Source organism: Thioclava sp. GXIMD4216, assembly GCF_037949285.1.
GTDB lineage: Bacteria > Pseudomonadota > Alphaproteobacteria > Rhodobacterales > Rhodobacteraceae > Thioclava > Thioclava litoralis.
Genome location: NZ_CP149926.1, coordinates 2,636,454 through 2,656,659 on the forward strand (window position 1 = coordinate 2,636,454; position 20,206 = coordinate 2,656,659).

Consider the following 20,206-nt stretch of genomic DNA (forward strand, 5'->3'; position numbering starts at 1 on the left):
GGCATTTCTTGTTTTGCTTACGCAATTGATTCGAGGCCCCCGAAGGAGCCACGGGTCGCTATAGCAGAGGCCCTGCCCTGCAAGCAACCGCTTTGCATCACGTGCGACACTGAATTGTCACGTCATAATTGAACTGGGTCCCGCCCCCGATCTGGTAGACACTGGCCAGCACGCGACCGATTTCGCGATAGCCCGCAGAGCCACAGCTCTTTGTAGCCCTTCGCGCAATCTGCCGCTCCATCACCGCGTCCTGATCCCAAAGCGGGCTCGACCCTTTGGAGACACTCACCCGATGCACCGCACCGCCCGCCAAGACAGGAACCGCCGACGCAGGCACCGCCGACGTAGGCAACGCCGACGTAGGTGCGGACGACCACGCAGGCACCGCGCTGACAGCATAGGTGTCGCGTGTGTAGGTCTCGGGTGCCTGCGATGCCATACAGCCACCAAGCAGAACTGCCGCCGCCAAACCGGTAAGGAATGCCCTCATCTGTCAGCGTCCCGAAAAGGCCCAGCCATCCGGCGCGAAACCATGAATCGACGCCAGAAGCGTCAGCTTTTCCTCATGTGCCCAGAGGGTCTCGGCATCCAGCGTGATGACCGGCGTCGTGATCTCGGCCACGGCCTCATCCTCGTCATCCTGCGCCTCGTAGAACTCGACGCCATACCCAAGGGCCTCGGCCGCATCGGACAGGTCGTCCCAATTCGCCCCGTCATCATCCATGACAAACTGGAACGCCACGACGCCTTCGGCGGGCACAGCATCCATCTTGGCAATCTCGGCGAAAATCTGGAAGGTCTCGGCCTTCTGGTCTTTCATATCCATCTTCATACCTCTGGAAAGGGAGACAGGTACAAAAACGCCCCGGACGATGCCGGGGCGCTTTGTCAAAAACTCTGAATAAAATCAGGCTTTTTCTTCGATGATCGCAACGAGGTGCGGGATCGAGTTCACCATGCCGCGGACGGCGGGGGTGTCTTCGAGCTCGCGGGTGCGGTTCATCTTGTTCAGACCGAGGCCTTTCAGCGTAGCGCGCTGAGAAGCGGGACGGCGGATCGGCGAACCGATTTGTTTCACAACGATAGTAGCCATGTCCTGATCTCCTTACGCGTCAGCCGATTCGGCTTCCGGCTTCTTCAGGATGTCAGCCACTTTCTTGCCACGGCGAGCCGCGACGTTACGGGGGCTTTGTTCCTGACGAAGCGCATCAAGCGTCGCACGGATCATGTTGTAGGGGTTCTGCGAACCGGTCGACTTGGCAACCACGTCCTGAACGCCCAGCATTTCGAAGACGGCACGCATCGGACCACCCGCGATGATACCGGTACCGGCAGGTGCGGTGCGCATGATCACGCGGCCAGCGCCGTGACGGCCTTCGATATCGTGGTGCAGGGTACGCGCGTCACGCAGCGGAACACGGAACATGTTGCGCTTTGCTTGCTCGGTCGCCTTACGGATTGCCTCCGGCACCTCTTTCGCTTTGCCTTTGCCGAAACCGACGCGGCCGCGCTGGTCGCCAACGACGACGAGTGCTGCGAAGCCGAAACGTTTACCGCCTTTGACGGTTTTCGACACGCGGTTGATCGCGACAAGACGATCTGCGAATTCCGGGGTCTCTTCGCGCTCGCGGCGATCCCGGCGGTTTTCACGTTCTGCCATGAAAACATCTCCTGATATGGACCGAAGTCCTTTTCCCAATCCAAGTGGATTTGCATCCCTGGATCATCGAGGGGTTGCCCCCTGCTCTAAAATCGAAGGGCGCATTGCGGCGCCCTTCGCAAGATTTCGATCACCCTGCCTTGCGGCAGAGAGGATCAGAACTTCAGACCGCCTTCGCGAGCTGCATCGGCCAGTGCCTTGATTTTCCCGTGGAACAGGAAACCGCCACGGTCGAAATAGCACTCTTCGACGCCTGCAGCCTTGGCACGTTCCGCGATGGTTGCACCGATCTTGGTCGCTGCTTCCACGTTGTTTTTGCCAACGAGGCCCAGATCCTTCTCGAGGGTCGAAGCCGCTGCAAGGGTCACACCGTTCAGATCGTCGATCAGCTGGACGCTGATGTTTTTCGACGAGCGGTGAACCGACAGACGCGCACGGCCATTGGCCATTTTGCGCAGTTTGTTCCGCACGCGCAGGCGGCGCTTCAGGAACAGTTCTCTTTTCTTGTTCGCCATTTTCGCGCCCCTTACTTCTTCTTGCCTTCCTTACGGAAGACATACTCACCCTTGTAGCGGATGCCTTTGCCTTTATAGGGCTCGGGCGCACGCCACTCGCGGATATTCGCAGCAACCTGACCAACGAGCTGTTGGTCGATGCCTTCGATGACGATCTCGGTGTTTTTCGGCGAGGTGATGGTCACACCAGCCGGAACAGCGAAGTCCACATCATGCGAATAGCCCAGTGCCAGCTTCAGAGTGTTGCCCTGCATCGTGGCGCGGTAACCCACACCCTGAATTTCGAGCTCTTTCTTGAAGCCAACGGTGACGCCGGTCACAAGGTTCGCGATCATCGAGCGGGCCATACCCCACTGCTGACGCGCACGCTTGGACAGGCCACGCGGGGTCACGGAAACCGAAGAACCTTCAACCGAAAGGCTGACATCGTCGGTGGCGGTGAAGTGACGGGTCCCTTTCGGGCCTTTCACTTCGATGGTCTGGCCGGACACCGAAGCGGTCACACCGCTCGGAAGTTCCACTGCCTTCTTACCAATACGAGACATCGGCTACCTCCTTAGAAGACGGTGCAGAGGACTTCGCCGCCAACATTGGCGTTGCGAGCATCTGCATCCGACATCACGCCCTTGGACGTGGAGACGATGGAAACGCCGAGGCCCTGACGGACCGACGGGACGTCTTTCGCAGCCATGTACACACGACGGCCCGGGGTCGAAACGCGCTTGAGTTCGCGGATGACCGGGGTGCCTTCGTAGTATTTCAGGCTGATGGTGATTTCAGGCAGACCGCGCGAGTCGGTGGTCGACTCGTAGCCGCGGATGTAGCCTTCCGCTGCAAGCACATCGAGAACCCATGCGCGCAGTTTCGACGCGGGGGTTTTGACGGTGGACTTGCCGCGCATTTGCGCGTTGCGGATGCGGGTCAGCATATCGCCGAGAGGATCGTTCATAGACATACGAGACCTCCTTACCAGCTCGACTTGACCATGCCGGGGATCTGACCGAAGGAGGCCAGGTCACGCAGCTTGATACGCGAGACTTTGAGCTTACGGTAGTAAGCGTGGGGACGACCGGTCAGCTGGCAACGGTTGTGCAAGCGGACAGCCGAGGAGTTGCGCGGCAGTTCTGCCAGCTTCAGGGAAGCTTTGAAGCGCTCTTCCATCGGACGATCCTGATCGGCGATGACTTCTTTCAGTGCGGCGCGTTTCGCGGCGTATTGTTTAACAAGACGCTCACGCTTCACTTCGCGCGCAACCATGGATTTCTTAGCCATTGTTCACTCTCCTCGCGATCAGGCCGAGAACGGCATGTTGAAGTGCTTCAGAAGCGACTTCGCCTGCGCGTCATCATTGGTCGTGGTCACGATGATGATGTCCATACCCAGAACTTCGTCGACTTTGTCGAAATCGATCTCGGGGAACACGATCTGTTCTTTGAGACCCATTGCGAAGTTACCACGACCATCGAAGGACGGCTTCACGCCGCGGAAGTCGCGGACGCGCGGCAGTGCCACGTTGATCAGGCGGTCGAGGAATTCGTACATACGGGTGCCGCGCAGGGTCACCTTGCAGCCAAGCGGCATCTCTTCACGAACGCGGAAGCCTGCGATGGACTTCTTCGCTTTCGTCATGACAGCCTTCTGACCGGCGATGAGCGTCAGCTCTTCAGCGGCTTGCTTGACTTTTTTGGTGTCTTTCGTGGCTTCGCCAACGCCCATGTTGATCACGATCTTTTCGATCTTCGGGATCATCATGTCGTTTTTCAGACCGAACTCTTCCTTCATGGCAGCACGGATCTTGGATTCGTACTCGCCTTTCAGGCGCGGAGTGTAAGTTGCGAGGTCGAGCATCAGATAACGTCCCCCGTGGTCTTGGCGAAACGAACCTTTTTGCCGTCTTCCATGCGGAAGCCGACGCGGGTTGCTTTACCGTTTGCATCCAGCAGAGCGAGGTTCGACAGGTCGATCGGCATTGCCTTCGGCTGACGGCCACCTTGGCTCGTTTGGGTTTGGCGCGTGTGACGGATCGCGACGTTCACGCCATCGACCACGGCTTTGTTCGAAGCCGGCATAACCGAGGTGATCTCACCCTGTTTGCCTTTGTCCTTACCGGACAGAACAACAACCTTATCACCTTTGCGGAGTTTAGCAGCCATTACAGCACCTCCGGAGCAAGCGAGATAATTTTCATGAAGTTCTTGGCGCGCAGTTCGCGAACAACCGGTCCGAAGATACGGGTACCAACGGGCTCGCCGTTGTTGTTCAGGATAACTGCTGCGTTCGAGTCGAAACGGATGGCGGTGCCATCTTCACGACGAACTTCTTTGGCGGTGCGAACGACGACGGCTTTACGCACGTCCCCTTTTTTCACACGGCCACGCGGAATGGCTTCCTTGACGGAGACGACGATAATGTCGCCGACCGACGCATAGCGACGGTGCGAACCACCCAGAACCTTGATGCACTGAACTTTCCGAGCACCGGAATTGTCAGCAACATCCAGATTGGTCTGCATCTGGATCATAGGGTTACTCCCGACCTTTGGAGACGACCATGCAGTTGGCGCCCCAGGGTTTCGATAAACTGGTGTTTATCGCCGGGCCTGAATTCCTTGCGGAAATCAGGCTTCGACGACGACCGTCCAGCGCTTGGTCTTCGAAATCGGCGCGCACTCTTCGATACGAACAGTGTCACCTACCTTGAAAGCATTGTTCGCGTCATGCGCACGATACTTCTTGGATTTACGAATGGTCTTTTTCAGAACGGGGTGCGTGAAACGGCGCTCGACAGAGACGGTGATCGTCTGTTCGTTCTTGTCCGAGGTCACGACGCCTTGAAGGATACGTTTGGGCATGGGAAGATTCCTCAGTTCGCAGCAGCTTCAGCAGCTTTTTGGGTCAACACGGTTTTCACGCGGGCAACGTCACGACGGACGGCGCGCATGCGAGCGGTGTTTTCCAGCTGGTTGGTGGCTGCCTGAAAGCGGAGGTTAAACGCTTCCTTTTTCAGCGCGACAAGCTCGTCACGGAGCTCATCGGCCGTCTTGGCCTTGAGTTCTTGGGCTTTCATGCCTTTGGTCCTTTAAATGGCACCAGAGGGCCCCGCTTGGGTGCGTATACACGCTTGGGGTGACCCTGATTCTGGTGGGTTATGTCGATCCTGTTGCCAGGAACACCGGCCAACTACCATCATCGAGCCAATCTGGCAAGGGGTGTTGGAATAAAACAAGGCGCAGGAGAGAAATCCCCCGCGCCTTGCTTCAATTCAGGTGGACCGGACTTACCAGTCCTGACGCTCGACGATGCGGGTCGCGACCGGGAGCTTCGCAGCACCAAGGCGCAGGGCCTCACGTGCGATGGTCTCGTTCACGCCGTCGATTTCGAACATCACGCGGCCGGGCTTCACTTTCGCTGCCCAGAAATCCACGGAACCTTTACCTTTACCCATACGGACTTCGGTCGGTTTCGCGGTGACCGGGGTATCCGGGAAGATCCGGATCCAAACGCGGCCCTGGCGCTTCATGTGACGGTTGATTGCACGACGGGCAGCTTCGATCTGGCGCGCAGTAACACGCTCGGGCTCAATCGCCTTCAGACCAAAGTGACCAAAGTTCAGATCGGTGCCGCCTTTGGCTTCACCGTGGATCCGGCCTTTGTGCTGTTTGCGGAACTTCGTCCGTTTCGGTTGCAACATGGTCTAATACCCCTCAGCGCTCGCGCTCACGGCGCGGACCGCGCGGTGCCGGACCCTCTTGGGCTTCAGCAGCTTTGCGCTCACGTGCCTGCGGATCATGTTCCATGATCTCGCCTTTGAAGATCCACACTTTGACGCCGATGATCCCGTAGGGGGTCATTGCCTCGCAATGTGCATAGTCGATATCCGCACGCAGCGTGTGCAGCGGAACGCGACCTTCACGATACCATTCGGTACGCGCGATCTCGGCACCGCCCAGACGGCCGGCAACGTTTACACGGATACCAAGAGCACCCATGCGCATCGCGTTCTGAACGGTACGCTTCATCGCACGACGGAAGGACACACGACGCTCGAGCTGTTGGCAGATGGACTCTGCGGCCAGTTGCGCGTCGATTTCCGGCTTACGGACTTCAACGATGTTCAGGTGAAGTTCGCTGTCGGTGAAGTTTGCAAGCTTCTTGCGCAGAGCTTCGATATCGGCGCCTTTTTTGCCGATGATCACACCCGGACGTGCTGCGTGAATGGTCACACGGCACTTTTTGTGCGGGCGCTCGATGATCACGCGCGAGATGCCAGCTTGTTTCGCTTCGTCCTTGATGAACTCGCGGATCTTGATGTCTTCCAGAAGAAGATCACCGAAATCCTTGCTTTCAGCGAACCAGCGGCTGTCCCAGGTGCGGTTGACCTGGAGACGCATACCGATCGGATTTACCTTATGACCCATTATGCTTGCTCCTCAACCTGACGCACCTTGATGGTGAGCTCCGAAAACGGCTTCATGATCTTGCCGAAGCGACCACGGGCACGCGGGCGACCGCGCTTCATGACCAGGTTCTTACCAACCCATGCTTCCGCGACGACCAGCTCGTCAACGTCCAGACCGTGGTTGTTTTCCGCATTGGCGATAGCCGATTGCAGGCACTTCTTCACGTCGATCGCGATACGCTTCTTCGAGAAGGTCAGATCGGCCAGAGCCTTGTCGACCTTCTTGCCGCGGATCATCGCTGCAACGAGATTCAGTTTCTGCGGCGAGGTGCGAAGCATGCGCGATTTTGCCATTGCTTCGTTATCCGCCACGCGGCGCGGATTCTTTTCCTTACCCATGACGATTACTTCCTCTTGGCTTTCTTGTCAGCAGCGTGACCGTAATAGGTACGGGTCGGCGAATATTCACCGAACTTCTGACCGATCATTTCCTCGGTCACAGCGACCGGGATGTGCTTCTGACCATTGTAGACCCCGAAGGTGAGGCCAACGAATTGCGGCAGGATGGTCGAGCGACGCGACCAGATCTTGATCACTTCGCTTTTGCCCGACTCGCGCGCTTTCTCTGCTTTTTTCAGCAGATAGGCATCGACGAAGGGGCCTTTCCAAACAGAACGAGACATATCTTAACGACCCTTCTTCTTCGCGTGACGCGAGCGCAGGATATATTTATCCGTCGACTTGTTCGTACGGGTGCGTTTGCCCTTGGTCGGCTTGCCCCACGGGGTAACCGGGTGACGGCCACCGGAGGTCCGGCCTTCACCACCACCATGCGGGTGGTCGATCGGGTTCATTGCAACGCCGCGAACGGTCGGGCGGACGCCCATGTGACGCTTACGACCTGCTTTACCGAGGTTCTGGTTCGAGTGGTCATGGTTCGACACGGCACCGATGGTGGCCATGCATTCCTGACGCACAAGACGCAGCTCGCCCGAGGAAAGACGGATCTGAGCGTAGCCACCATCACGACCCACGAACTGGGCATAGGTGCCAGCTGCGCGTGCGATCTGACCGCCTTTACCCGGCTTCAGTTCGATGTTGTGAACGATGGTACCGATCGGCATACCCGAGAACGGCATTGCGTTACCCGGCTTGATATCGACCTTCTCGCCCGACACAACTTTATCGCCAAGAGCGAGACGTTGCGGTGCGAGGATATAAGCGGCTTCGCCATCTTCGTAGCGGATCAGCGCGATGAACGCGGTCCGGTTCGGGTCGTATTCGATGCGCTCGACGATAGCCGGAACGTCAAATTTGCGACGCTTGAAGTCAACGATACGGTAGAGACGCTTCGCGCCACCACCCTTGTGCCACATCGTGACGCGTCCGGTGTTGTTCCGGCCACCAGTCTTCGTCAAACCCTCGGTGAGGGCTTTGACCGGACGGCCTTTCCAAAGCTCCGAACGGTCGATCAGAACCAGCCCACGCTGGCCCGGCGTAGTCGGTTTATACGACTTAAGTGCCATGCTTTCTGTCTTCCGTTAGCTGAAGGCGGGTTGTACCGCCTTATGTGAAGGGCCCCTAAGGTCCCCAGATAACAACGCCAACCGGCCCCGGACGAATCCGAAGCCTCTGGCGATGCGCGTAGCTACCAAAAAGAAGCCAATCCGTCTACTGCTGAATTGGCCCATTTGGCGCTTTGTGACCTTATATTTAAGGCCACAAGCCAAGCCCTTGATGCAAGACGCTATTCTCTAGCCCCCTGCTCTATCGCCCAAAGAAAAGCCCCTGCAAATGCAGGGGCTCTCCGAAGTCATAAGGATCAACAGATCACAGACCGGTGGTCACGTCGATCGTGTTGCCTTCTTCGAGGGTCACATAGGCCTTCTTCACATCCGAGCGCTTGCCCGCGATACCGCGGAAACGCTTGTTCTTGCCTTTGGTGATCGTCGTGTTGACGGCTTTCACCTTGACATTGAAGAGGGTCTCGACCGCTGCCTTGATCTCGGGCTTCGAGGAGTCTTTGGCGACTTCGAAGACAACCGCACCGTTTTCCGACGCCAGCGTCGCTTTTTCGGTGATGATCGGCTTGACGATCACGTCGTAATGTTCGGGTTTCGCGCTCATTTCAGGCGAGCCTCCAGTGCTTCGACGCCCGCTTTGGTGAGGACCAGGGTCTCACGCTTGAGGATGTCATAAACGTTGGCGCCCATCGACGGCAGAACATCGATACCTTCGATGTTACGAGCTGCTTTCGCGAAGTTATCGTTCACGTCAGCACCGTCGATGATCAGGACCTTTTTCCAGCCCAGTTCCTTAGCCGCTTTAGCCAGCGCTTTGGTTTTCGATTCGCCGAGGTTGATATCCTCGAGAACCACCAGATTGCCGGTTGCCGCTTTGGACGACAGAGCATGCTTCAGACCCAGAGCGCGGAACTTCTTCGTCAGATCGTGCGCGTGCGAACGCGGGGTCGGACCCTTGTACACACCACCGTGACGGAAGATCGGAGCCTTCTTGGAACCGTGACGTGCGCCACCGGTGCCTTTTTGGCGGTAGATCTTCTTGGTCGAGTAGGACACGTCCGACTTGCCGAGCGTCGAGTGCGTACCGGCTTGCGCTTTCGCACGCTGCCAGCGAACAACGCGGTGCAGAATGTCTGCGCGCGGCTCGAGACCGAAGATGTCGTCTGCCAGTTCGATATCGCCAGCTTTGCCAGCGTCGAGCTTGATCACATCAAGTTTCATGCTTCACCCCCTTCTGCCGGAGCTTCTTCGGCAGGAGCAGCCGCGCCTTTCAGAGCCGCCGGCATCGGAACGTTCTCGGGCAGCGGTTTCTTGACCGCGTCCTTGATCGTGACCCAACCGCCTTTGGAACCCGGAACCGAACCTTTAACAAGGATCAGGCCGCGCTCTGCATCGGTGCGAACGACTTGCAGGTTCTGGGTGGTCACACGAACGGCACCAAGATGGCCAGCCATCTTCTTGCCTTTGAAGACCTTACCCGGATCCTGACATTGACCGGTCGAACCGTGCGAACGGTGCGAAATCGACACACCGTGCGATGCACGCAGACCGCCGAAGTTGTGGCGCTTCATCGCACCCGCAAAACCTTTACCGATGGAGGTGCCCGCGATATCCACGAACTGGCCTTCATTGTAGTGGTTTGCAGCGATTTCCGAACCGACTTCGATCAGGTTTTCTTCGGATACGCGGAATTCAGCAACCTTGCGCTTGGGCGCAACGGAAGCTTTCGCGAAGTGACCACGCTCAGCTGCGCTTACGCGCTTTGCTTTTGCGTCGCCTGCACCCAGCTGCACAGCAACGTAACCATCGCGATCGGTGGTACGTTGAGCAACGACTTGCAGGTTGTCGAGTTGAAGAACGGTAACAGGAACCTGCTTGCCGTCTTCAAGGAAAAGCCGGGTCATGCCCAGCTTCTTGGCGATAACACCAGTCCGCATCGTGACTCTCCCTTAGACCTTGATCTCGACATCCACGCCAGCGGCGAGGTCGAGCTTCATCAGTGCGTCAACGGTTTGCGGGGTCGGGTCGACGATGTCGAGCATACGCTTATGCGTACGGATTTCCCACTGGTCGCGCGACTTCTTGTCGATGTGCGGACCACGGAGAACCGTGAATTTCTCAACTTTGTTCGGCAGCGGAATCGGGCCGCGAACCTGTGCACCCGTGCGCTTTGCGGTGTTAACGATTTCCTGCGTGCTGGCATCCAGTACGCGGTAATCGAACGCCTTCAGCCGGATGCGGATGTTTTGACCGTTCATATGTCATGCCTCTCGCATGGCGTGAAGGTTGAGAGGCAGACAGCACCGTATGTGGTGCCTGCTTCGAACCTTTAGATCTTATGGATAGATCAGGCTGCGCCAATAGGCCCGATAAAGGATTCTGTCAACCCGTACTGGCCCATTGCCGTATTTTTTCTTGGCTCCTTCGTGCCACGGGCCGGAAGGGGGGCGCGAAGGGCCGTCCACCTCCATCGCGCGTGAGGCCCAGCGGAACAAGCCTCGCGCCCTTGCGTTGGGTCGGCAATCAGGGCCCGCGCTGCACCCGTTGCAAAACGGCCCACCCATCGCAACACCCATCGCAAAAGGAATAGACCATGCCCAAGATCACCGACAGCAAAATCCTTATCATCGCGACGGACGGGTTCGAGAAATCCGAACTGATGGTTCCACGGGATGCGCTCCGCGAGGCAGGCGCGCAGGTGGTGGTGGCATCGCCCGACGGGGCCGCGATCCGCAGTTGGGACGAAAAGGATTGGGGCGAAACCGTTGCCAGCGATCTTGCGATCAGCGATGTCAAACTGGAAGAGTTTGATGCGATTGTGCTGCCGGGCGGGCAGATCAACCCCGATATTCTCCGAACGAAGCCGGAGGCGGTAAATCTGATCCGCAACTTTTTTAACGCCAAGAAAATCGTCGCCGCCATCTGTCACGGACCTTGGCTCCTGATCGAGGCGGGGGTTGTTGCGGGGCGCCACGTCACCTCCTACCCGTCAATCAAGACAGACCTTCTCAATGCCGGTGCGCAGTGGCGCGATGCGGAGGTGGTGAATGATCTGGGGCTGATCACCTCGCGCAATCCCGGTGATCTGAAGGCTTTCGTGGGCAAGATTATCGAAGAGGTGGAGGAAGGCCCCCATCACCGTCGCGCCGAAGCCGCCTGAGCCAATCGCCGTTGCCCCCACGGGCAACGGCCGACCCTCTCTCCTATTGATAGCTCGCCTATTGACGGCCCAGCGTGAACAGCCGCCACATGAAGACCAGCTGCACCAGCACCAGCCCGATGCACCACAGGCAAAGCCACATGAAGGCATTATCGTCATTCAACCCCGGCATTCCGCCGATATTCACCCCGAAAAGCCCCGTCAGAAACCCGAGCGGTAGGAAAATTACCGACACCACGGACAGCACGAACGTATTGCGGTTCACCCGATCCGAAAGCTGGGTCGAAAGCTCTTCGCGCAGCACCTGCGCCTGATCGCGGAGCTCGTCCATGTCTTCCGAAATCCGCGTCATTTTCACGGCTTCTTCTTCCAGTTCCCGCCGGACCTCGGATGTCACAAGGGGGCAATTCGACTGTGCCGCCTTCAACAGCGCATCGCGTTGCGGCCCGAGATAGCGCCGGATCGCGATAACCTGCAGCCGCAGATCCAGCACATCGCGCCGCAAATGGTCCCCGCCCTGTCCGTAGACCTTATCCTCCAGCGCCTCGGCATGTTCGTCCAACTCGCTCTGGAACGTGCCGATCCGTTCGACGATATCCTCGGTCAGACGCACAACGAACAACCCTGCATCACCAGGCACCCGCCCCGCCCTGATCGCATCATCCATCCGCTCGATCGCGCGGACCCGCTTGCGCGCAATGGTCACGATCCGCCGTGCATCGGCATAGATACGGACCGACACCATGTCCTCGGGATCTTCCCCGTCATTGAAGTTGATCCCACGCAGGATAAGCAAAATGCCCTCGCCGATCACCGTGGTGCGCGGGCGCGTATCTCGGTCAAGCAGGGCCTCCACCGCTTGCGGTTCAAGATAGTCCAACTCCTGCCGGATCCAGTCCTGCGCTTCGGGATGGGTGCCATCTAGGTGCACCCAGGCCAGGCGCTCGTCGCGCAGGGCTTCAACGATCTGTGCCTCATCCGCCCCTTGCAGATCAGTGGCCGCCGCAGGACCGGTCAGGATATGCGAGAGTTTGATCGGGCTGGCAGGCATCGGCGCGCTCCTTCGGGGACTGCCCTCTATCTAGCGCGCGTCGCGGGCAGGAACAACGCTCAGAAGGGCATCGACCAAAAGCAGCGCCCCTCCCCTGCCAGACCACAAGGGGCGCAAAGCAAAAGGGCGGCCCAAAGGCCGCCCTTCCGTATCGCGCATTCTCCCGAAGGATTATGCGAGGATTTTCGACACAACGCCTGCGCCAACGGTACGACCGCCTTCGCGGATTGCGAAGCGCAGACCATCTTCCATAGCGATCGGTGCGATCAGTTCGACTTCGAACTTCAGGTTGTCGCCCGGCATAACCATCTCGGTGCCTTCCGGCAGCGTAACGGTCCCGGTGACGTCCGTGGTGCGGAAGTAGAACTGCGGACGGTAGTTCGCGAAGAACGGCGTGTGACGGCCACCTTCCTCTTTGGTGAGGATATAGGCTTCTGCTTCGAACTTGGTGTGCGGCTTGACCGAACCCGGCTTACACAGAACCTGACCACGCTCGACGCCTTCACGGTCGATACCGCGCAGCAGGGCGCCGATGTTGTCGCCTGCTTCACCACGATCCAGCAGCTTGCGGAACATTTCCACACCGGTGCAGGTCGTTTTCTTGGTGTCGCGGATACCAACGATTTCCAGTTCGTCGCCAACGTTGATCACGCCGCGCTCGACACGACCGGTCACAACGGTACCACGGCCCGAGATCGAGAACACGTCTTCGATCGGCATCAGGAAGGGCTGGTCAACAGCACGTGCCGGGGTCGGGATGTATTCGTCGACAGCTGCGATCAGCTCACGGATCGAGTTCTCGCCGATTTCCGGATCGCGACCTTCCAGAGCGGCCAGAGCCGAACCCTTGATGATCGGAATATCGTCGCCGGGGAAGTCGTAGGACGACAGAAGTTCACGAACTTCCATTTCCACCAGTTCCAGCAGCTCTTCGTCATCCACCTGGTCAACCTTGTTCAGGTAAACGACCATGTAGGGGATGCCAACCTGACGGCCCAGCAGGATGTGCTCGCGGGTCTGCGGCATCGGGCCGTCAGCTGCGTTCACAACCAGGATCGCGCCGTCCATCTGTGCCGCACCGGTGATCATGTTTTTCACATAGTCAGCGTGGCCGGGGCAGTCGACGTGCGCGTAGTGGCGGGTTTCCGACTCGTACTCGACGTGTGCGGTCGAGATGGTGATGCCGCGTGCTTTTTCTTCCGGTGCGCCGTCGATCTGGTCGTAGGCTTTGAAGTCACCGAAATATTTGGTGATTGCAGCGGTCAGCGTGGTTTTACCGTGGTCAACGTGGCCGATGGTGCCGATGTTGACGTGCGGTTTGTTACGTTCAAACTTTTCCTTTGCCATAATGGCCTCCTGTCACAGGGTACTGATCTAAGGGGTGCGCCCGCGGGGTCACCGCGGACGCATATAGATCAGGCGTATTGTTTCTGGATTTCGTCCGAGATGTTCTGCGGAACGGCTTCGTAATGCGCGAAGATCATCGTGAACACTGCGCGGCCCGAAGACATGGAGCGCAGGTTGTTGATGTAGCCGAACATATTGGCGAGCGGAACGAAGGCGTTGATGACATTCGCGTTGCCGCGGGTGTCTTGCCCTTGAACCATACCACGACGCGAGGTCAGGTCGCCGATGATCGAACCGGTATATTCTTCCGGCGTCACGACTTCCACTTTCATCATCGGCTCGAGCAGCTTTGCACCGGCCTTACGAAGACCTTCGCGCATTGCGGCACGGGTTGCGATTTCGAAGGCCAGAACGCTCGAGTCGACATCGTGGAACGCACCGTCAAGCAGAGCGACCTTGAAGTCGATAACCGGGAAGCCTGCCAGCGGACCGGAGTCCATAACCGACTGGATGCCCTTCTCGACGCCCGGGATGTATTCCTTCGGAACAGCACCACCAACGATTTTCGATTCGAACGAGTAACCTTCGCCCGGCTCGGTCGGAGTGATCGCCAGTTTCACGCGCGCGAACTGACCGGTACCACCGGTTTGTTTCTTGTGCGTGTAGTCGATCTCTGCCGGCATCGAGATGGTCTCGCGATACGCCACCTGCGGAGCACCGATATTCGCCTCGACCTTGAATTCGCGCTTCATGCGGTCAACAAGGATGTCGAGGTGAAGTTCGCCCATGCCCTTCATGATGGTCTGACCGGATTCGAAGTTGGTCTCGACGCGGAAGGACGGGTCTTCTGCTGCCAGGCGAGCCAGGGCGATGCCCATTTTCTCTTGGTCGGCTTTGGACTTCGGTTCCACGGCGATCTCGATCACCGGCTCCGGGAAGGTCATCGTTTCGAGAACGACGGGCTTGGATGCATCACAGAGGGTGTCACCGGTGGTGGTCTCTTTGAGGCCAGCCAGCGCGATGATGTCGCCTGCGAATGCTTCTTCGATCTCTTCACGGTTGATCGCGTGCATCATCATCATACGACCGATGCGCTCTTTCTTGCCCTTCGTGGAGTTCAGGACGGAATCGCCCTTCTTCAGCACGCCCGAGTAGATACGGGTGAAGGTCAGCGAGCCCACGAAGGGGTCGTTCATGATTTTGAACGCGAGACCCGAGAAGGGTTCCTCATCGGACGCATGACGTTCGATGTTACGCGTTTCGGTCTCGTCGTCGGGTGCGAAGCCGGTATAGGCGGGCACGTCGAGCGGCGAGGGAAGGAAATCGATAACCGCGTTCAGCAGCGGTTGGACGCCCTTGTTCTTGAAGGCCGAACCGGCGAAAACCGGCACGAACGAAAGCGACAGGGTGCCCTTACGGATCAGTTTCCGCAGGGTGTCCTCGTCGGGCTCGTTGCCTTCGAGATAGGCTTCCATCGCATCATCGTCTTGCTCTACAGCAATCTCGATGAGGTTGGCGCGCCACTCGTCTGCCATGTCCTGAAGATCGGCACGGATCGGTTCACGAGCCCAGCTTGCGCCGAGGTCTTCACCTTTCCAGACCCATTCTTCCATCTTGATCAGGTCGATGATGCCTTCAAGCTTATCTTCTGCGCCGATCGGCAGACAGACGGGTGCCGGGGTGGCACCGGTGCGGTCCTTGATCATTTTGACGCAGTTGAAGTAATCCGCACCGATCTTGTCCATCTTGTTGACGAACACGATCCGCGGAACCTTGTAGCGGTCAGCCTGACGCCAAACGGTTTCGGTCTGCGGTTCAACGCCTGCGTTGGCGTCGAGAAGGCAAACTGCGCCGTCAAGCACGGCCAGCGAACGTTCCACCTCGATGGTGAAGTCCACGTGGCCGGGGGTGTCGATGATGTTGAAGCGGTACTTGGTGTCCGAGGTGCCTTCTGCGGTCGGATCTTCCTGACGCTGCCAGAAAGTCGTGGTCGCAGCAGACGTGATCGTGATGCCGCGTTCCTGCTCCTGCTCCATCCAGTCCATGGTTGCGGCGCCGTCGTGGACTTCGCCGATTTTGTGGGACTTGCCGGTGTAGTAGAGGATCCGCTCCGTCGTGGTGGTCTTGCCCGCATCGATGTGGGCCATGATCCCGAAGTTGCGGTACCGCTGAAGGGGATAGTCGCGTGCCATAGGGCGTCCTTCCGTTGGGTTTACCAGCGATAATGGCTGAACGCTTTGTTCGCGTCGGCCATTTTATGCGTGTCTTCGCGTTTCTTAACTGCCGTACCGCGCGAATTCACCGCGTCCAGAAGTTCGCCTGCAAGACGCTCTTCCATGGTGTTTTCATTGCGACCACGTGCAGCCGAGATCAGCCAGCGGATTGCCAGCGCCTCGCGGCGTGCCGGACGAACTTCGACCGGAACTTGGTAGGTTGCACCACCCACACGACGCGAACGGACTTCAACAGCCGGCTTCACGTTGTCGAGGGCTTCGTGGAACACTTCGATCGGCTCGCGCTTGAGCTTGCCTTCGACGCGATCCAGTGCGTTGTAGACGATGCGTTCGGCGGTAGATTTCTTACCGTCGATCATCAGGTTGTTCATGAACTTGGTCAGAACGCGGTCACCAAATTTGGCGTCCGGGAGAACTTCGCGCTTCTCAGCGGCGTGACGACGAGACATATGTGTATCCCTTTCCTACGATCACTTCGGACGCTTCGCGCCGTATTTGGAGCGACGTTGACGACGATCTTTAACACCTTGGGTATCCAGCACACCGCGCAGGATGTGGTAACGGACACCCGGAAGGTCTTTCACACGGCCGCCGCGGATCAGAACAACAGAGTGCTCTTGCAGGTTGTGCTTTTCGCCCGGGATGTAGGAAATGACCTCGAAGCCATTCGTCAGACGCACTTTGGCGACTTTACGCATAGCGGAGTTCGGTTTCTTCGGCGTGGTGGTGTACACACGCGTGCAGACGCCACGTTTTTGCGGGCACTGCTGGAGGTGCTGCGACTTAGAGCGCTGCACTTTCGGCTGACGCGGTTTGCGGATCAGCTGCTGGATTGTCGGCATTCGGTTCCCCGTTCGCTTTCTATCAGGTTGTCAATACTCGCCACCGGGATGATGGCGCCACTTCTCGACAGCGTCATGCGCCCATTCGCACAAACGCCAAATCGCAATCTCCGTCCGCATGTCGCTTCGGAAGACTGCGTGCGAAACACGGGAGGACGGACATGGGTCCGGAGTGATACCACCGATGTTTCAGTCTCCCACACGGTTTTCAGGCCCGTGGGGATGGGCGGCGTATAGGCTCTTGCCCCGCCTTTGTCAACTCTGCACGGCGTTTGCCGCCGTTCTGCAAAAGCCCCCAGAGCGCCCAAGCGATTGTCAGCGATATCAGCGCCGCAAATGTCAGATCCGACAGGAAATGTCGCCCTGTAACAAGGCGTTGTAGCAGCACAAAGACCGAAAGCCCCCACGCCCAGCCTGTCGCGCGGGCCTGACCGCGCGCGCCACACCAGCGCCGCCCGACCAGCCAGAGCCCCAAGGACAGAATCACGACCGCCGCCCCCTCGCCCGAAACGAAGGAGCAGTTGCTTGTGCATTGATCCGCGAATTGCCACGCCCTTGTAAACAGGTGTTCGCCGCCGAAAGGCAGGATCTCGGCAGGTCTGGCGCGCCCCGAATAGGCTTTGAACAGGCCATTGACCAAGATCACCGGCCCGATGAGATAGCTGAGCATGATCCATGCCCAATCGCGCAAGGTCAGGCGCAGCAGCGGGCGGCGCAAGACGGCGCAGAGCCCGACCATGACCAGCGAGACCACGGCCAGAAGGACCGAAAGATCCCAGATCCGTTGCCGCAGATATTCCAGCACCGGATCCAGCCACCCCGCCGTAAACCCGAGCTTTGGCGTGTAGAATAACGCCGTCACCCAGAGATCGATCTGCGGAAAGGCTTCGAACAGACAGACCGCCACCGTCCACATGATCAAAAGCCAAAGACCGGTCCGGCGATAGGTATCAGCGCGCATACAGACACTCCGCCTCAACATACCACGCCCGCATATCATAGCGCGCCCAGTAGCCGCTGCGCGGAAGTGCCGCGCTTTCGCCCCCCTGACAGGCTCCGGGTGGTTGCGTAGCAATCAGAAGCACTGGCCCTAACCCCTCGGGCATGGCGCGCATCTGTTCGTAATAGCTGCGCGGACGTCCCTCGGGCGGCACGGCATAGATCGGCACCTGACCATCGCGCCCCTGATAGAACAGATCGGCCAGAACATCGCGATTGTCCGACACCAGTGGCAGACCGGCGCTATGGGCCAGCGATAATGCCGCCTTGCTCAATTCGGCGCGGCCAAGATAGCGCTGCAGAAGCGGCTTGCCGCCAACCTCCGGCCAGGGGGCCAGCAATGTCAGGACAGGCAGCAGCACACAGGGCACCAGATTGACGGCAACGGCGATCCTGCGCCAGCGCGGTGCCAGCACCGAAACCGCCAGAATGGTCCCCGCGAAATAGGCACCGACCGCCCAATTCGCATAGGCACGGTCCAGCAACGCCTGCACCAGAACCACCGCCAAGGCAGGGATCGACAGCAGCGCCAGCGCCTTCTGTGGGCCATTGGCCGGACGCAGATAGCCCCATAGCAGGGCCAGCATGGACACCGGCCCGAACACCCCGAACTGGCTGGCAAAGAATTCCCCCAGCGACCCCCAGTTCAGATGGGCCCCCGTTCGCACCCAGCCCGCATTATCCATCGTATGTTCGACGGTCGTCAGGTCATGGGTCAGGTTCCAGAGCACATTGGGCGCAATCACCCCCCCGAAGGCCACGACCATCAACAGACTGTTGCGCCAGCCGGGGCGGAAGTCGCGCAGGACAAGCGCCGCCAGTAGCGCGCCGGGGATCAGATAGATCGCGGCATATTTCGCCATGAAGCCCGCACCGGCACAGAGCCCCGTCAGCACCGCGCTCCCTGCCCCGCGCGTCTGGCAGGTCCGGACAAAGAACAGGATCGCGCCGGCAAAAAACGGCGCCATGACGGTATCGGTCGATATCAGCAACGACCCGAGCGCCACGAATGGCAGGGTCACATAGGTCAGCGCGGTCCAGAAGGCCGTGCGCGCATCGAAGAGCCGCGCGGCGGTCAGGCCCAGAACCAGTGCTGTCACGCCATGCAGGACCGCTCCCGGCATCCGCACCCAGAACGGGCTGGAACTGCCCGCCAGATCGGTTACCGCACGGATCAGCCAGCCGATCAGCGGCGGCTTGGAATAGTACCCGAAATCGAAATTCTGGCCCCAGAACCAATATTGGGTCTCGTCAACAAAGAGCTCTGCCTTGTTGAAGGCCAGCGCCAGCAGCCGCAGCGCCGTAATGAGCGCGACAACCGCCAGCGCGCGCGGCCACCATGCCTTCTCAGCTGTCACGACGGCGTTTTGCATGGATCAGCCATAGATTACGTGAATAGATCACCACCCCAAGCGCCTGCCCGAGCACAAAGACCGGATCATGGCGATAAAGCGCGTAAGACAGCAGCATCACCCCGCCCAGAAGCGAGAAATACCAAAACGCCACCGGCATCACCGAATCCTGTGCCTTTTCAGAGGCGATCCATTGCACCAGAAAGCGCGCGGTAAACATCAGCTGTGCCGACAGGCCGAACAGCACCCACGCCAGCTCTGTGCCATTCTCGACATGGAACAGCTTCAACAGATGGTCGATCATAGGCCGGTCTCCTTGACCAGAATCTCGGTCGGGCGGGCGGTCTTTTTCCGGCGCAGCAACCATGCCACACCGCACAGATCGACAATCCCGACCATCGCACGCTGGAAATTGTTATAGTTGGACTGCCCGCCAAGACGCGGGCGATGGCTGACATCGACCAGAAGCACCCGTAGCCCTTCGCGCGCGAAGAGCGCGGGCAGATAGCGGTGCATATGGTTGAAGAAAGGCATCAGCAAAAACGCATCGCGGCGGAACGCCTTGAGGCCACAGCCCGTGTCGCGCGTGCCATCCTGCAAAACCCGCGCCCGCAGCGCATTGGCAAATTTCGAAGCATAGCGCTTCGACCATGTGTCCTGCCGCCCGACCCGCTGGCCCGCAACAAGCCCCGCCTCGGGATCGGCCAGCAGCGCATCGACGAGTTTCGGAATGTCGGGGGGCGGGTTCTGCCCGTCGCCATCCAGCGTGCAGCAGATCCGCCCGCGCGCAGCAAGCACACCGCTATGGACGGCCGCACTTTGCCCACCAGACTGCCGGTTGGACAACAGCCGCAACCGCGCATCGCTTTGCAGGCGCTCCGCGAGGATCTGTCCAGTCGCATCGGTAGAACCGTCATCAATGACGATCACCTCGTAGTCATACCGTGCCTCACACACGCTATGGATCTCATCGACCAGCGCCGCAATATTCTCGGCTTCGTTCTTGGCGGGAATTATTATCGTCAGCTCTGTCATCTACCGCAGCATTCGTTTCTTGATCGCGCTCTTGCCATTCCCCTGTAACACTGGGGTGACAGCCATGTCATGTATATCTTGCGCTGTCTC

General features: G+C 58.9%; 32 protein-coding genes. 1 reads left to right on the forward strand and 31 read right to left on the reverse strand.

Annotation, left to right across the window (positions count from 1 at the left end; translation table 11 throughout):
* Window positions 1–97 precede the first annotated feature (97 nt).
* From WDB88_RS12865 to rpsJ, 22 genes are all read right to left on the reverse strand, one after another.
* A complete protein-coding gene (locus WDB88_RS12865) occupies window positions 98–490 on the reverse strand; it encodes a hypothetical protein (protein WP_339108068.1) in 393 nt (130 codons plus the stop codon).
* A 3-nt stretch (window positions 491–493) separates the two neighbouring features.
* On the reverse strand, window positions 494–820 hold the full coding sequence (locus WDB88_RS12870; protein WP_339108069.1) for a ribonuclease E inhibitor RraB: 327 nt from the start codon (window positions 818–820) through the stop codon (window positions 494–496).
* Between the two features lie 87 nt (window positions 821–907).
* Complete coding sequence (gene rpmD / locus WDB88_RS12875; protein ID WP_339108070.1) at window positions 908–1,093, reverse strand: 50S ribosomal protein L30; 186 nt, start codon at window positions 1,091–1,093, stop codon at window positions 908–910.
* Window positions 1,094–1,105: 12 nt separating this feature from the next.
* Window positions 1,106–1,660, reverse strand: a complete 555-nt coding sequence (gene rpsE / locus WDB88_RS12880) for a 30S ribosomal protein S5 (RefSeq protein WP_339108071.1) — start codon at window positions 1,658–1,660, stop codon at window positions 1,106–1,108.
* Window positions 1,661–1,815: 155 nt separating this feature from the next.
* The gene (gene rplR / locus WDB88_RS12885; protein WP_339108072.1) at window positions 1,816–2,175 is read right to left on the reverse strand and encodes a 50S ribosomal protein L18; all 360 of its coding nucleotides are present in this window, start codon (window positions 2,173–2,175) and stop codon (window positions 1,816–1,818) included.
* An 11-nt stretch (window positions 2,176–2,186) separates the two neighbouring features.
* Window positions 2,187–2,720, reverse strand: a complete 534-nt coding sequence (gene rplF, locus WDB88_RS12890; protein WP_339108073.1) for a 50S ribosomal protein L6 — start codon at window positions 2,718–2,720, stop codon at window positions 2,187–2,189.
* Between the two features lie 11 nt (window positions 2,721–2,731).
* On the reverse strand, window positions 2,732–3,130 hold the full coding sequence (gene rpsH / locus WDB88_RS12895; protein ID WP_339108074.1) for a 30S ribosomal protein S8: 399 nt from the start codon (window positions 3,128–3,130) through the stop codon (window positions 2,732–2,734).
* Between the two features lie 11 nt (window positions 3,131–3,141).
* A complete protein-coding gene (gene rpsN, locus WDB88_RS12900; protein WP_339108075.1) occupies window positions 3,142–3,447 on the reverse strand; it encodes a 30S ribosomal protein S14 in 306 nt (101 codons plus the stop codon).
* A gap of 18 nt (window positions 3,448–3,465) precedes the next feature.
* Window positions 3,466–4,023, reverse strand: coding sequence for a 50S ribosomal protein L5 (gene rplE / locus WDB88_RS12905; RefSeq protein WP_339108076.1), 558 nt, complete (start codon window positions 4,021–4,023; stop codon window positions 3,466–3,468).
* Entirely contained in the window at window positions 4,023–4,328 is a 306-nt protein-coding gene (gene rplX, locus WDB88_RS12910; RefSeq protein ID WP_339108077.1) for a 50S ribosomal protein L24, read from the reverse strand. Before rplX ends, rplE begins: the two co-directional genes overlap by 1 nt.
* Window positions 4,328–4,696: a 50S ribosomal protein L14 gene (rplN, locus tag WDB88_RS12915; RefSeq protein ID WP_339108078.1), complete on the reverse strand. Its 369-nt coding sequence runs from the start codon at window positions 4,694–4,696 to the stop codon at window positions 4,328–4,330. Before rplN ends, rplX begins: the two co-directional genes overlap by 1 nt.
* 96 nt (window positions 4,697–4,792) lie before the next feature.
* Window positions 4,793–5,026: a 30S ribosomal protein S17 gene (gene rpsQ / locus WDB88_RS12920; RefSeq protein WP_339108079.1), complete on the reverse strand. Its 234-nt coding sequence runs from the start codon at window positions 5,024–5,026 to the stop codon at window positions 4,793–4,795.
* 11 nt (window positions 5,027–5,037) lie between these two features.
* A complete protein-coding gene (rpmC, locus tag WDB88_RS12925; RefSeq protein ID WP_339108080.1) occupies window positions 5,038–5,241 on the reverse strand; it encodes a 50S ribosomal protein L29 in 204 nt (67 codons plus the stop codon).
* A 210-nt stretch (window positions 5,242–5,451) separates the two neighbouring features.
* Window positions 5,452–5,865, reverse strand: coding sequence for a 50S ribosomal protein L16 (rplP, locus tag WDB88_RS12930; RefSeq protein WP_339108081.1), 414 nt, complete (start codon window positions 5,863–5,865; stop codon window positions 5,452–5,454).
* A 13-nt stretch (window positions 5,866–5,878) separates the two neighbouring features.
* Window positions 5,879–6,592: a 30S ribosomal protein S3 gene (gene rpsC, locus WDB88_RS12935; protein WP_339108082.1), complete on the reverse strand. Its 714-nt coding sequence runs from the start codon at window positions 6,590–6,592 to the stop codon at window positions 5,879–5,881.
* Entirely contained in the window at window positions 6,592–6,972 is a 381-nt protein-coding gene (gene rplV / locus WDB88_RS12940; RefSeq protein ID WP_339108083.1) for a 50S ribosomal protein L22, read from the reverse strand. The genes rpsC and rplV overlap by 1 nt, the downstream gene beginning before the upstream one ends.
* Before the next feature lie 5 nt (window positions 6,973–6,977).
* On the reverse strand, window positions 6,978–7,256 hold the full coding sequence (rpsS, locus tag WDB88_RS12945) for a 30S ribosomal protein S19 (protein ID WP_339108084.1): 279 nt from the start codon (window positions 7,254–7,256) through the stop codon (window positions 6,978–6,980).
* A gap of 3 nt (window positions 7,257–7,259) precedes the next feature.
* A complete protein-coding gene (rplB, locus tag WDB88_RS12950) occupies window positions 7,260–8,099 on the reverse strand; it encodes a 50S ribosomal protein L2 (protein WP_339108085.1) in 840 nt (279 codons plus the stop codon).
* A 304-nt stretch (window positions 8,100–8,403) separates the two neighbouring features.
* On the reverse strand, window positions 8,404–8,700 hold the full coding sequence (locus tag WDB88_RS12955; RefSeq protein WP_339108086.1) for a 50S ribosomal protein L23: 297 nt from the start codon (window positions 8,698–8,700) through the stop codon (window positions 8,404–8,406).
* On the reverse strand, window positions 8,697–9,317 hold the full coding sequence (rplD, locus tag WDB88_RS12960) for a 50S ribosomal protein L4 (protein ID WP_339108087.1): 621 nt from the start codon (window positions 9,315–9,317) through the stop codon (window positions 8,697–8,699). The genes WDB88_RS12955 and rplD overlap by 4 nt, the downstream gene beginning before the upstream one ends.
* Window positions 9,314–10,033, reverse strand: a complete 720-nt coding sequence (gene rplC / locus WDB88_RS12965; RefSeq protein WP_339108088.1) for a 50S ribosomal protein L3 — start codon at window positions 10,031–10,033, stop codon at window positions 9,314–9,316. Before rplC ends, rplD begins: the two co-directional genes overlap by 4 nt.
* Window positions 10,034–10,045: 12 nt before the next feature.
* Window positions 10,046–10,354, reverse strand: a complete 309-nt coding sequence (gene rpsJ, locus WDB88_RS12970; protein ID WP_339108089.1) for a 30S ribosomal protein S10 — start codon at window positions 10,352–10,354, stop codon at window positions 10,046–10,048.
* 335 nt (window positions 10,355–10,689) lie between these two features.
* Between rpsJ and WDB88_RS12975 the strand changes: the two genes are divergently transcribed.
* Complete coding sequence (locus tag WDB88_RS12975; protein WP_339108090.1) at window positions 10,690–11,256, forward strand: type 1 glutamine amidotransferase domain-containing protein; 567 nt, start codon at window positions 10,690–10,692, stop codon at window positions 11,254–11,256.
* 58 nt (window positions 11,257–11,314) lie between these two features.
* Here the strand turns inward: WDB88_RS12975 and WDB88_RS12980 are convergent, their stop codons facing one another.
* The 9 genes from WDB88_RS12980 to WDB88_RS13020 form a co-directional block, all read right to left on the reverse strand.
* Window positions 11,315–12,307, reverse strand: a complete 993-nt coding sequence (locus WDB88_RS12980; protein ID WP_339108091.1) for a zinc transporter ZntB — start codon at window positions 12,305–12,307, stop codon at window positions 11,315–11,317.
* 171 nt (window positions 12,308–12,478) lie between these two features.
* On the reverse strand, window positions 12,479–13,654 hold the full coding sequence (gene tuf / locus WDB88_RS12985; RefSeq protein WP_339108092.1) for an elongation factor Tu: 1,176 nt from the start codon (window positions 13,652–13,654) through the stop codon (window positions 12,479–12,481).
* 68 nt (window positions 13,655–13,722) lie between these two features.
* Entirely contained in the window at window positions 13,723–15,846 is a 2,124-nt protein-coding gene (fusA, locus tag WDB88_RS12990) for an elongation factor G (RefSeq protein ID WP_339108093.1), read from the reverse strand.
* A gap of 20 nt (window positions 15,847–15,866) precedes the next feature.
* A complete protein-coding gene (gene rpsG, locus WDB88_RS12995; RefSeq protein ID WP_339108094.1) occupies window positions 15,867–16,337 on the reverse strand; it encodes a 30S ribosomal protein S7 in 471 nt (156 codons plus the stop codon).
* Window positions 16,338–16,358: 21 nt separating this feature from the next.
* Window positions 16,359–16,730 (reverse strand): 30S ribosomal protein S12, encoded by a 372-nt coding sequence (gene rpsL, locus WDB88_RS13000; RefSeq protein WP_096433949.1) that lies wholly within the window; start codon window positions 16,728–16,730, stop codon window positions 16,359–16,361.
* A gap of 208 nt (window positions 16,731–16,938) precedes the next feature.
* The gene (locus WDB88_RS13005) at window positions 16,939–17,691 is read right to left on the reverse strand and encodes a phosphatase PAP2 family protein (RefSeq protein WP_339108095.1); all 753 of its coding nucleotides are present in this window, start codon (window positions 17,689–17,691) and stop codon (window positions 16,939–16,941) included.
* The gene (locus tag WDB88_RS13010) at window positions 17,681–19,087 is read right to left on the reverse strand and encodes a glycosyltransferase family 39 protein (RefSeq protein WP_339108096.1); all 1,407 of its coding nucleotides are present in this window, start codon (window positions 19,085–19,087) and stop codon (window positions 17,681–17,683) included. The genes WDB88_RS13005 and WDB88_RS13010 overlap by 11 nt, the downstream gene beginning before the upstream one ends.
* Window positions 19,077–19,385 (reverse strand): lipid-A-disaccharide synthase N-terminal domain-containing protein, encoded by a 309-nt coding sequence (locus WDB88_RS13015; protein ID WP_339108097.1) that lies wholly within the window; start codon window positions 19,383–19,385, stop codon window positions 19,077–19,079. Before WDB88_RS13015 ends, WDB88_RS13010 begins: the two co-directional genes overlap by 11 nt.
* Window positions 19,382–20,116, reverse strand: coding sequence for a glycosyltransferase family 2 protein (locus WDB88_RS13020; RefSeq protein ID WP_339108098.1), 735 nt, complete (start codon window positions 20,114–20,116; stop codon window positions 19,382–19,384). Before WDB88_RS13020 ends, WDB88_RS13015 begins: the two co-directional genes overlap by 4 nt.
* Window positions 20,117–20,206: the final 90 nt, after the last annotated feature.

Excerpts from the sequence above, each read along its gene's own strand:
- WDB88_RS12865 (WP_339108068.1), bottom strand. The coding sequence starts at position 490 with ATGAGGGCATTCCTTACCGGTTTGGCGGCGGCAGTTCTGCTTGGTGGC.
- WDB88_RS12870 (WP_339108069.1), bottom strand. The coding sequence starts at position 820 with ATGAAAGACCAGAAGGCCGAGACCTTCCAGATTTTCGCCGAGATTGCC.
- rpmD (WP_339108070.1), bottom strand. The coding sequence starts at position 1,093 with ATGGCTACTATCGTTGTGAAACAAATCGGTTCGCCGATCCGCCGTCCC.
- rpsE (WP_339108071.1), bottom strand. The coding sequence starts at position 1,660 with ATGGCAGAACGTGAAAACCGCCGGGATCGCCGCGAGCGCGAAGAGACC.
- rplR (WP_339108072.1), bottom strand. The coding sequence starts at position 2,175 with ATGGCGAACAAGAAAAGAGAACTGTTCCTGAAGCGCCGCCTGCGCGTG.
- rplF (WP_339108073.1), bottom strand. The coding sequence starts at position 2,720 with ATGTCTCGTATTGGTAAGAAGGCAGTGGAACTTCCGAGCGGTGTGACC.
- rpsH (WP_339108074.1), bottom strand. The coding sequence starts at position 3,130 with ATGTCTATGAACGATCCTCTCGGCGATATGCTGACCCGCATCCGCAAC.
- rpsN (WP_339108075.1), bottom strand. The coding sequence starts at position 3,447 with ATGGCTAAGAAATCCATGGTTGCGCGCGAAGTGAAGCGTGAGCGTCTT.
- rplE (WP_339108076.1), bottom strand. The coding sequence starts at position 4,023 with ATGCTCGACCTCGCAACTTACACTCCGCGCCTGAAAGGCGAGTACGAA.
- rplX (WP_339108077.1), bottom strand. The coding sequence starts at position 4,328 with ATGGCTGCTAAACTCCGCAAAGGTGATAAGGTTGTTGTTCTGTCCGGT.
- rplN (WP_339108078.1), bottom strand. The coding sequence starts at position 4,696 with ATGATCCAGATGCAGACCAATCTGGATGTTGCTGACAATTCCGGTGCT.
- rpsQ (WP_339108079.1), bottom strand. The coding sequence starts at position 5,026 with ATGCCCAAACGTATCCTTCAAGGCGTCGTGACCTCGGACAAGAACGAA.
- rpmC (WP_339108080.1), bottom strand. The coding sequence starts at position 5,241 with ATGAAAGCCCAAGAACTCAAGGCCAAGACGGCCGATGAGCTCCGTGAC.
- rplP (WP_339108081.1), bottom strand. The coding sequence starts at position 5,865 with ATGTTGCAACCGAAACGGACGAAGTTCCGCAAACAGCACAAAGGCCGG.
- rpsC (WP_339108082.1), bottom strand. The coding sequence starts at position 6,592 with ATGGGTCATAAGGTAAATCCGATCGGTATGCGTCTCCAGGTCAACCGC.
- rplV (WP_339108083.1), bottom strand. The coding sequence starts at position 6,972 with ATGGGTAAGGAAAAGAATCCGCGCCGCGTGGCGGATAACGAAGCAATG.
- rpsS (WP_339108084.1), bottom strand. The coding sequence starts at position 7,256 with ATGTCTCGTTCTGTTTGGAAAGGCCCCTTCGTCGATGCCTATCTGCTG.
- rplB (WP_339108085.1), bottom strand. The coding sequence starts at position 8,099 with ATGGCACTTAAGTCGTATAAACCGACTACGCCGGGCCAGCGTGGGCTG.
- WDB88_RS12955 (WP_339108086.1), bottom strand. The coding sequence starts at position 8,700 with ATGAGCGCGAAACCCGAACATTACGACGTGATCGTCAAGCCGATCATC.
- rplD (WP_339108087.1), bottom strand. The coding sequence starts at position 9,317 with ATGAAACTTGATGTGATCAAGCTCGACGCTGGCAAAGCTGGCGATATC.
- rplC (WP_339108088.1), bottom strand. The coding sequence starts at position 10,033 with ATGCGGACTGGTGTTATCGCCAAGAAGCTGGGCATGACCCGGCTTTTC.
- rpsJ (WP_339108089.1), bottom strand. The coding sequence starts at position 10,354 with ATGAACGGTCAAAACATCCGCATCCGGCTGAAGGCGTTCGATTACCGC.
- WDB88_RS12975 (WP_339108090.1), top strand. The coding sequence starts at position 10,690 with ATGCCCAAGATCACCGACAGCAAAATCCTTATCATCGCGACGGACGGG.
- WDB88_RS12980 (WP_339108091.1), bottom strand. The coding sequence starts at position 12,307 with ATGCCTGCCAGCCCGATCAAACTCTCGCATATCCTGACCGGTCCTGCG.
- tuf (WP_339108092.1), bottom strand. The coding sequence starts at position 13,654 with ATGGCAAAGGAAAAGTTTGAACGTAACAAACCGCACGTCAACATCGGC.
- fusA (WP_339108093.1), bottom strand. The coding sequence starts at position 15,846 with ATGGCACGCGACTATCCCCTTCAGCGGTACCGCAACTTCGGGATCATG.
- rpsG (WP_339108094.1), bottom strand. The coding sequence starts at position 16,337 with ATGTCTCGTCGTCACGCCGCTGAGAAGCGCGAAGTTCTCCCGGACGCC.
- rpsL (WP_096433949.1), bottom strand. The coding sequence starts at position 16,730 with ATGCCGACAATCCAGCAGCTGATCCGCAAACCGCGTCAGCCGAAAGTG.
- WDB88_RS13005 (WP_339108095.1), bottom strand. The coding sequence starts at position 17,691 with ATGCGCGCTGATACCTATCGCCGGACCGGTCTTTGGCTTTTGATCATG.
- WDB88_RS13015 (WP_339108097.1), bottom strand. The coding sequence starts at position 19,385 with ATGATCGACCATCTGTTGAAGCTGTTCCATGTCGAGAATGGCACAGAG.
- WDB88_RS13020 (WP_339108098.1), bottom strand. The coding sequence starts at position 20,116 with ATGACAGAGCTGACGATAATAATTCCCGCCAAGAACGAAGCCGAGAAT.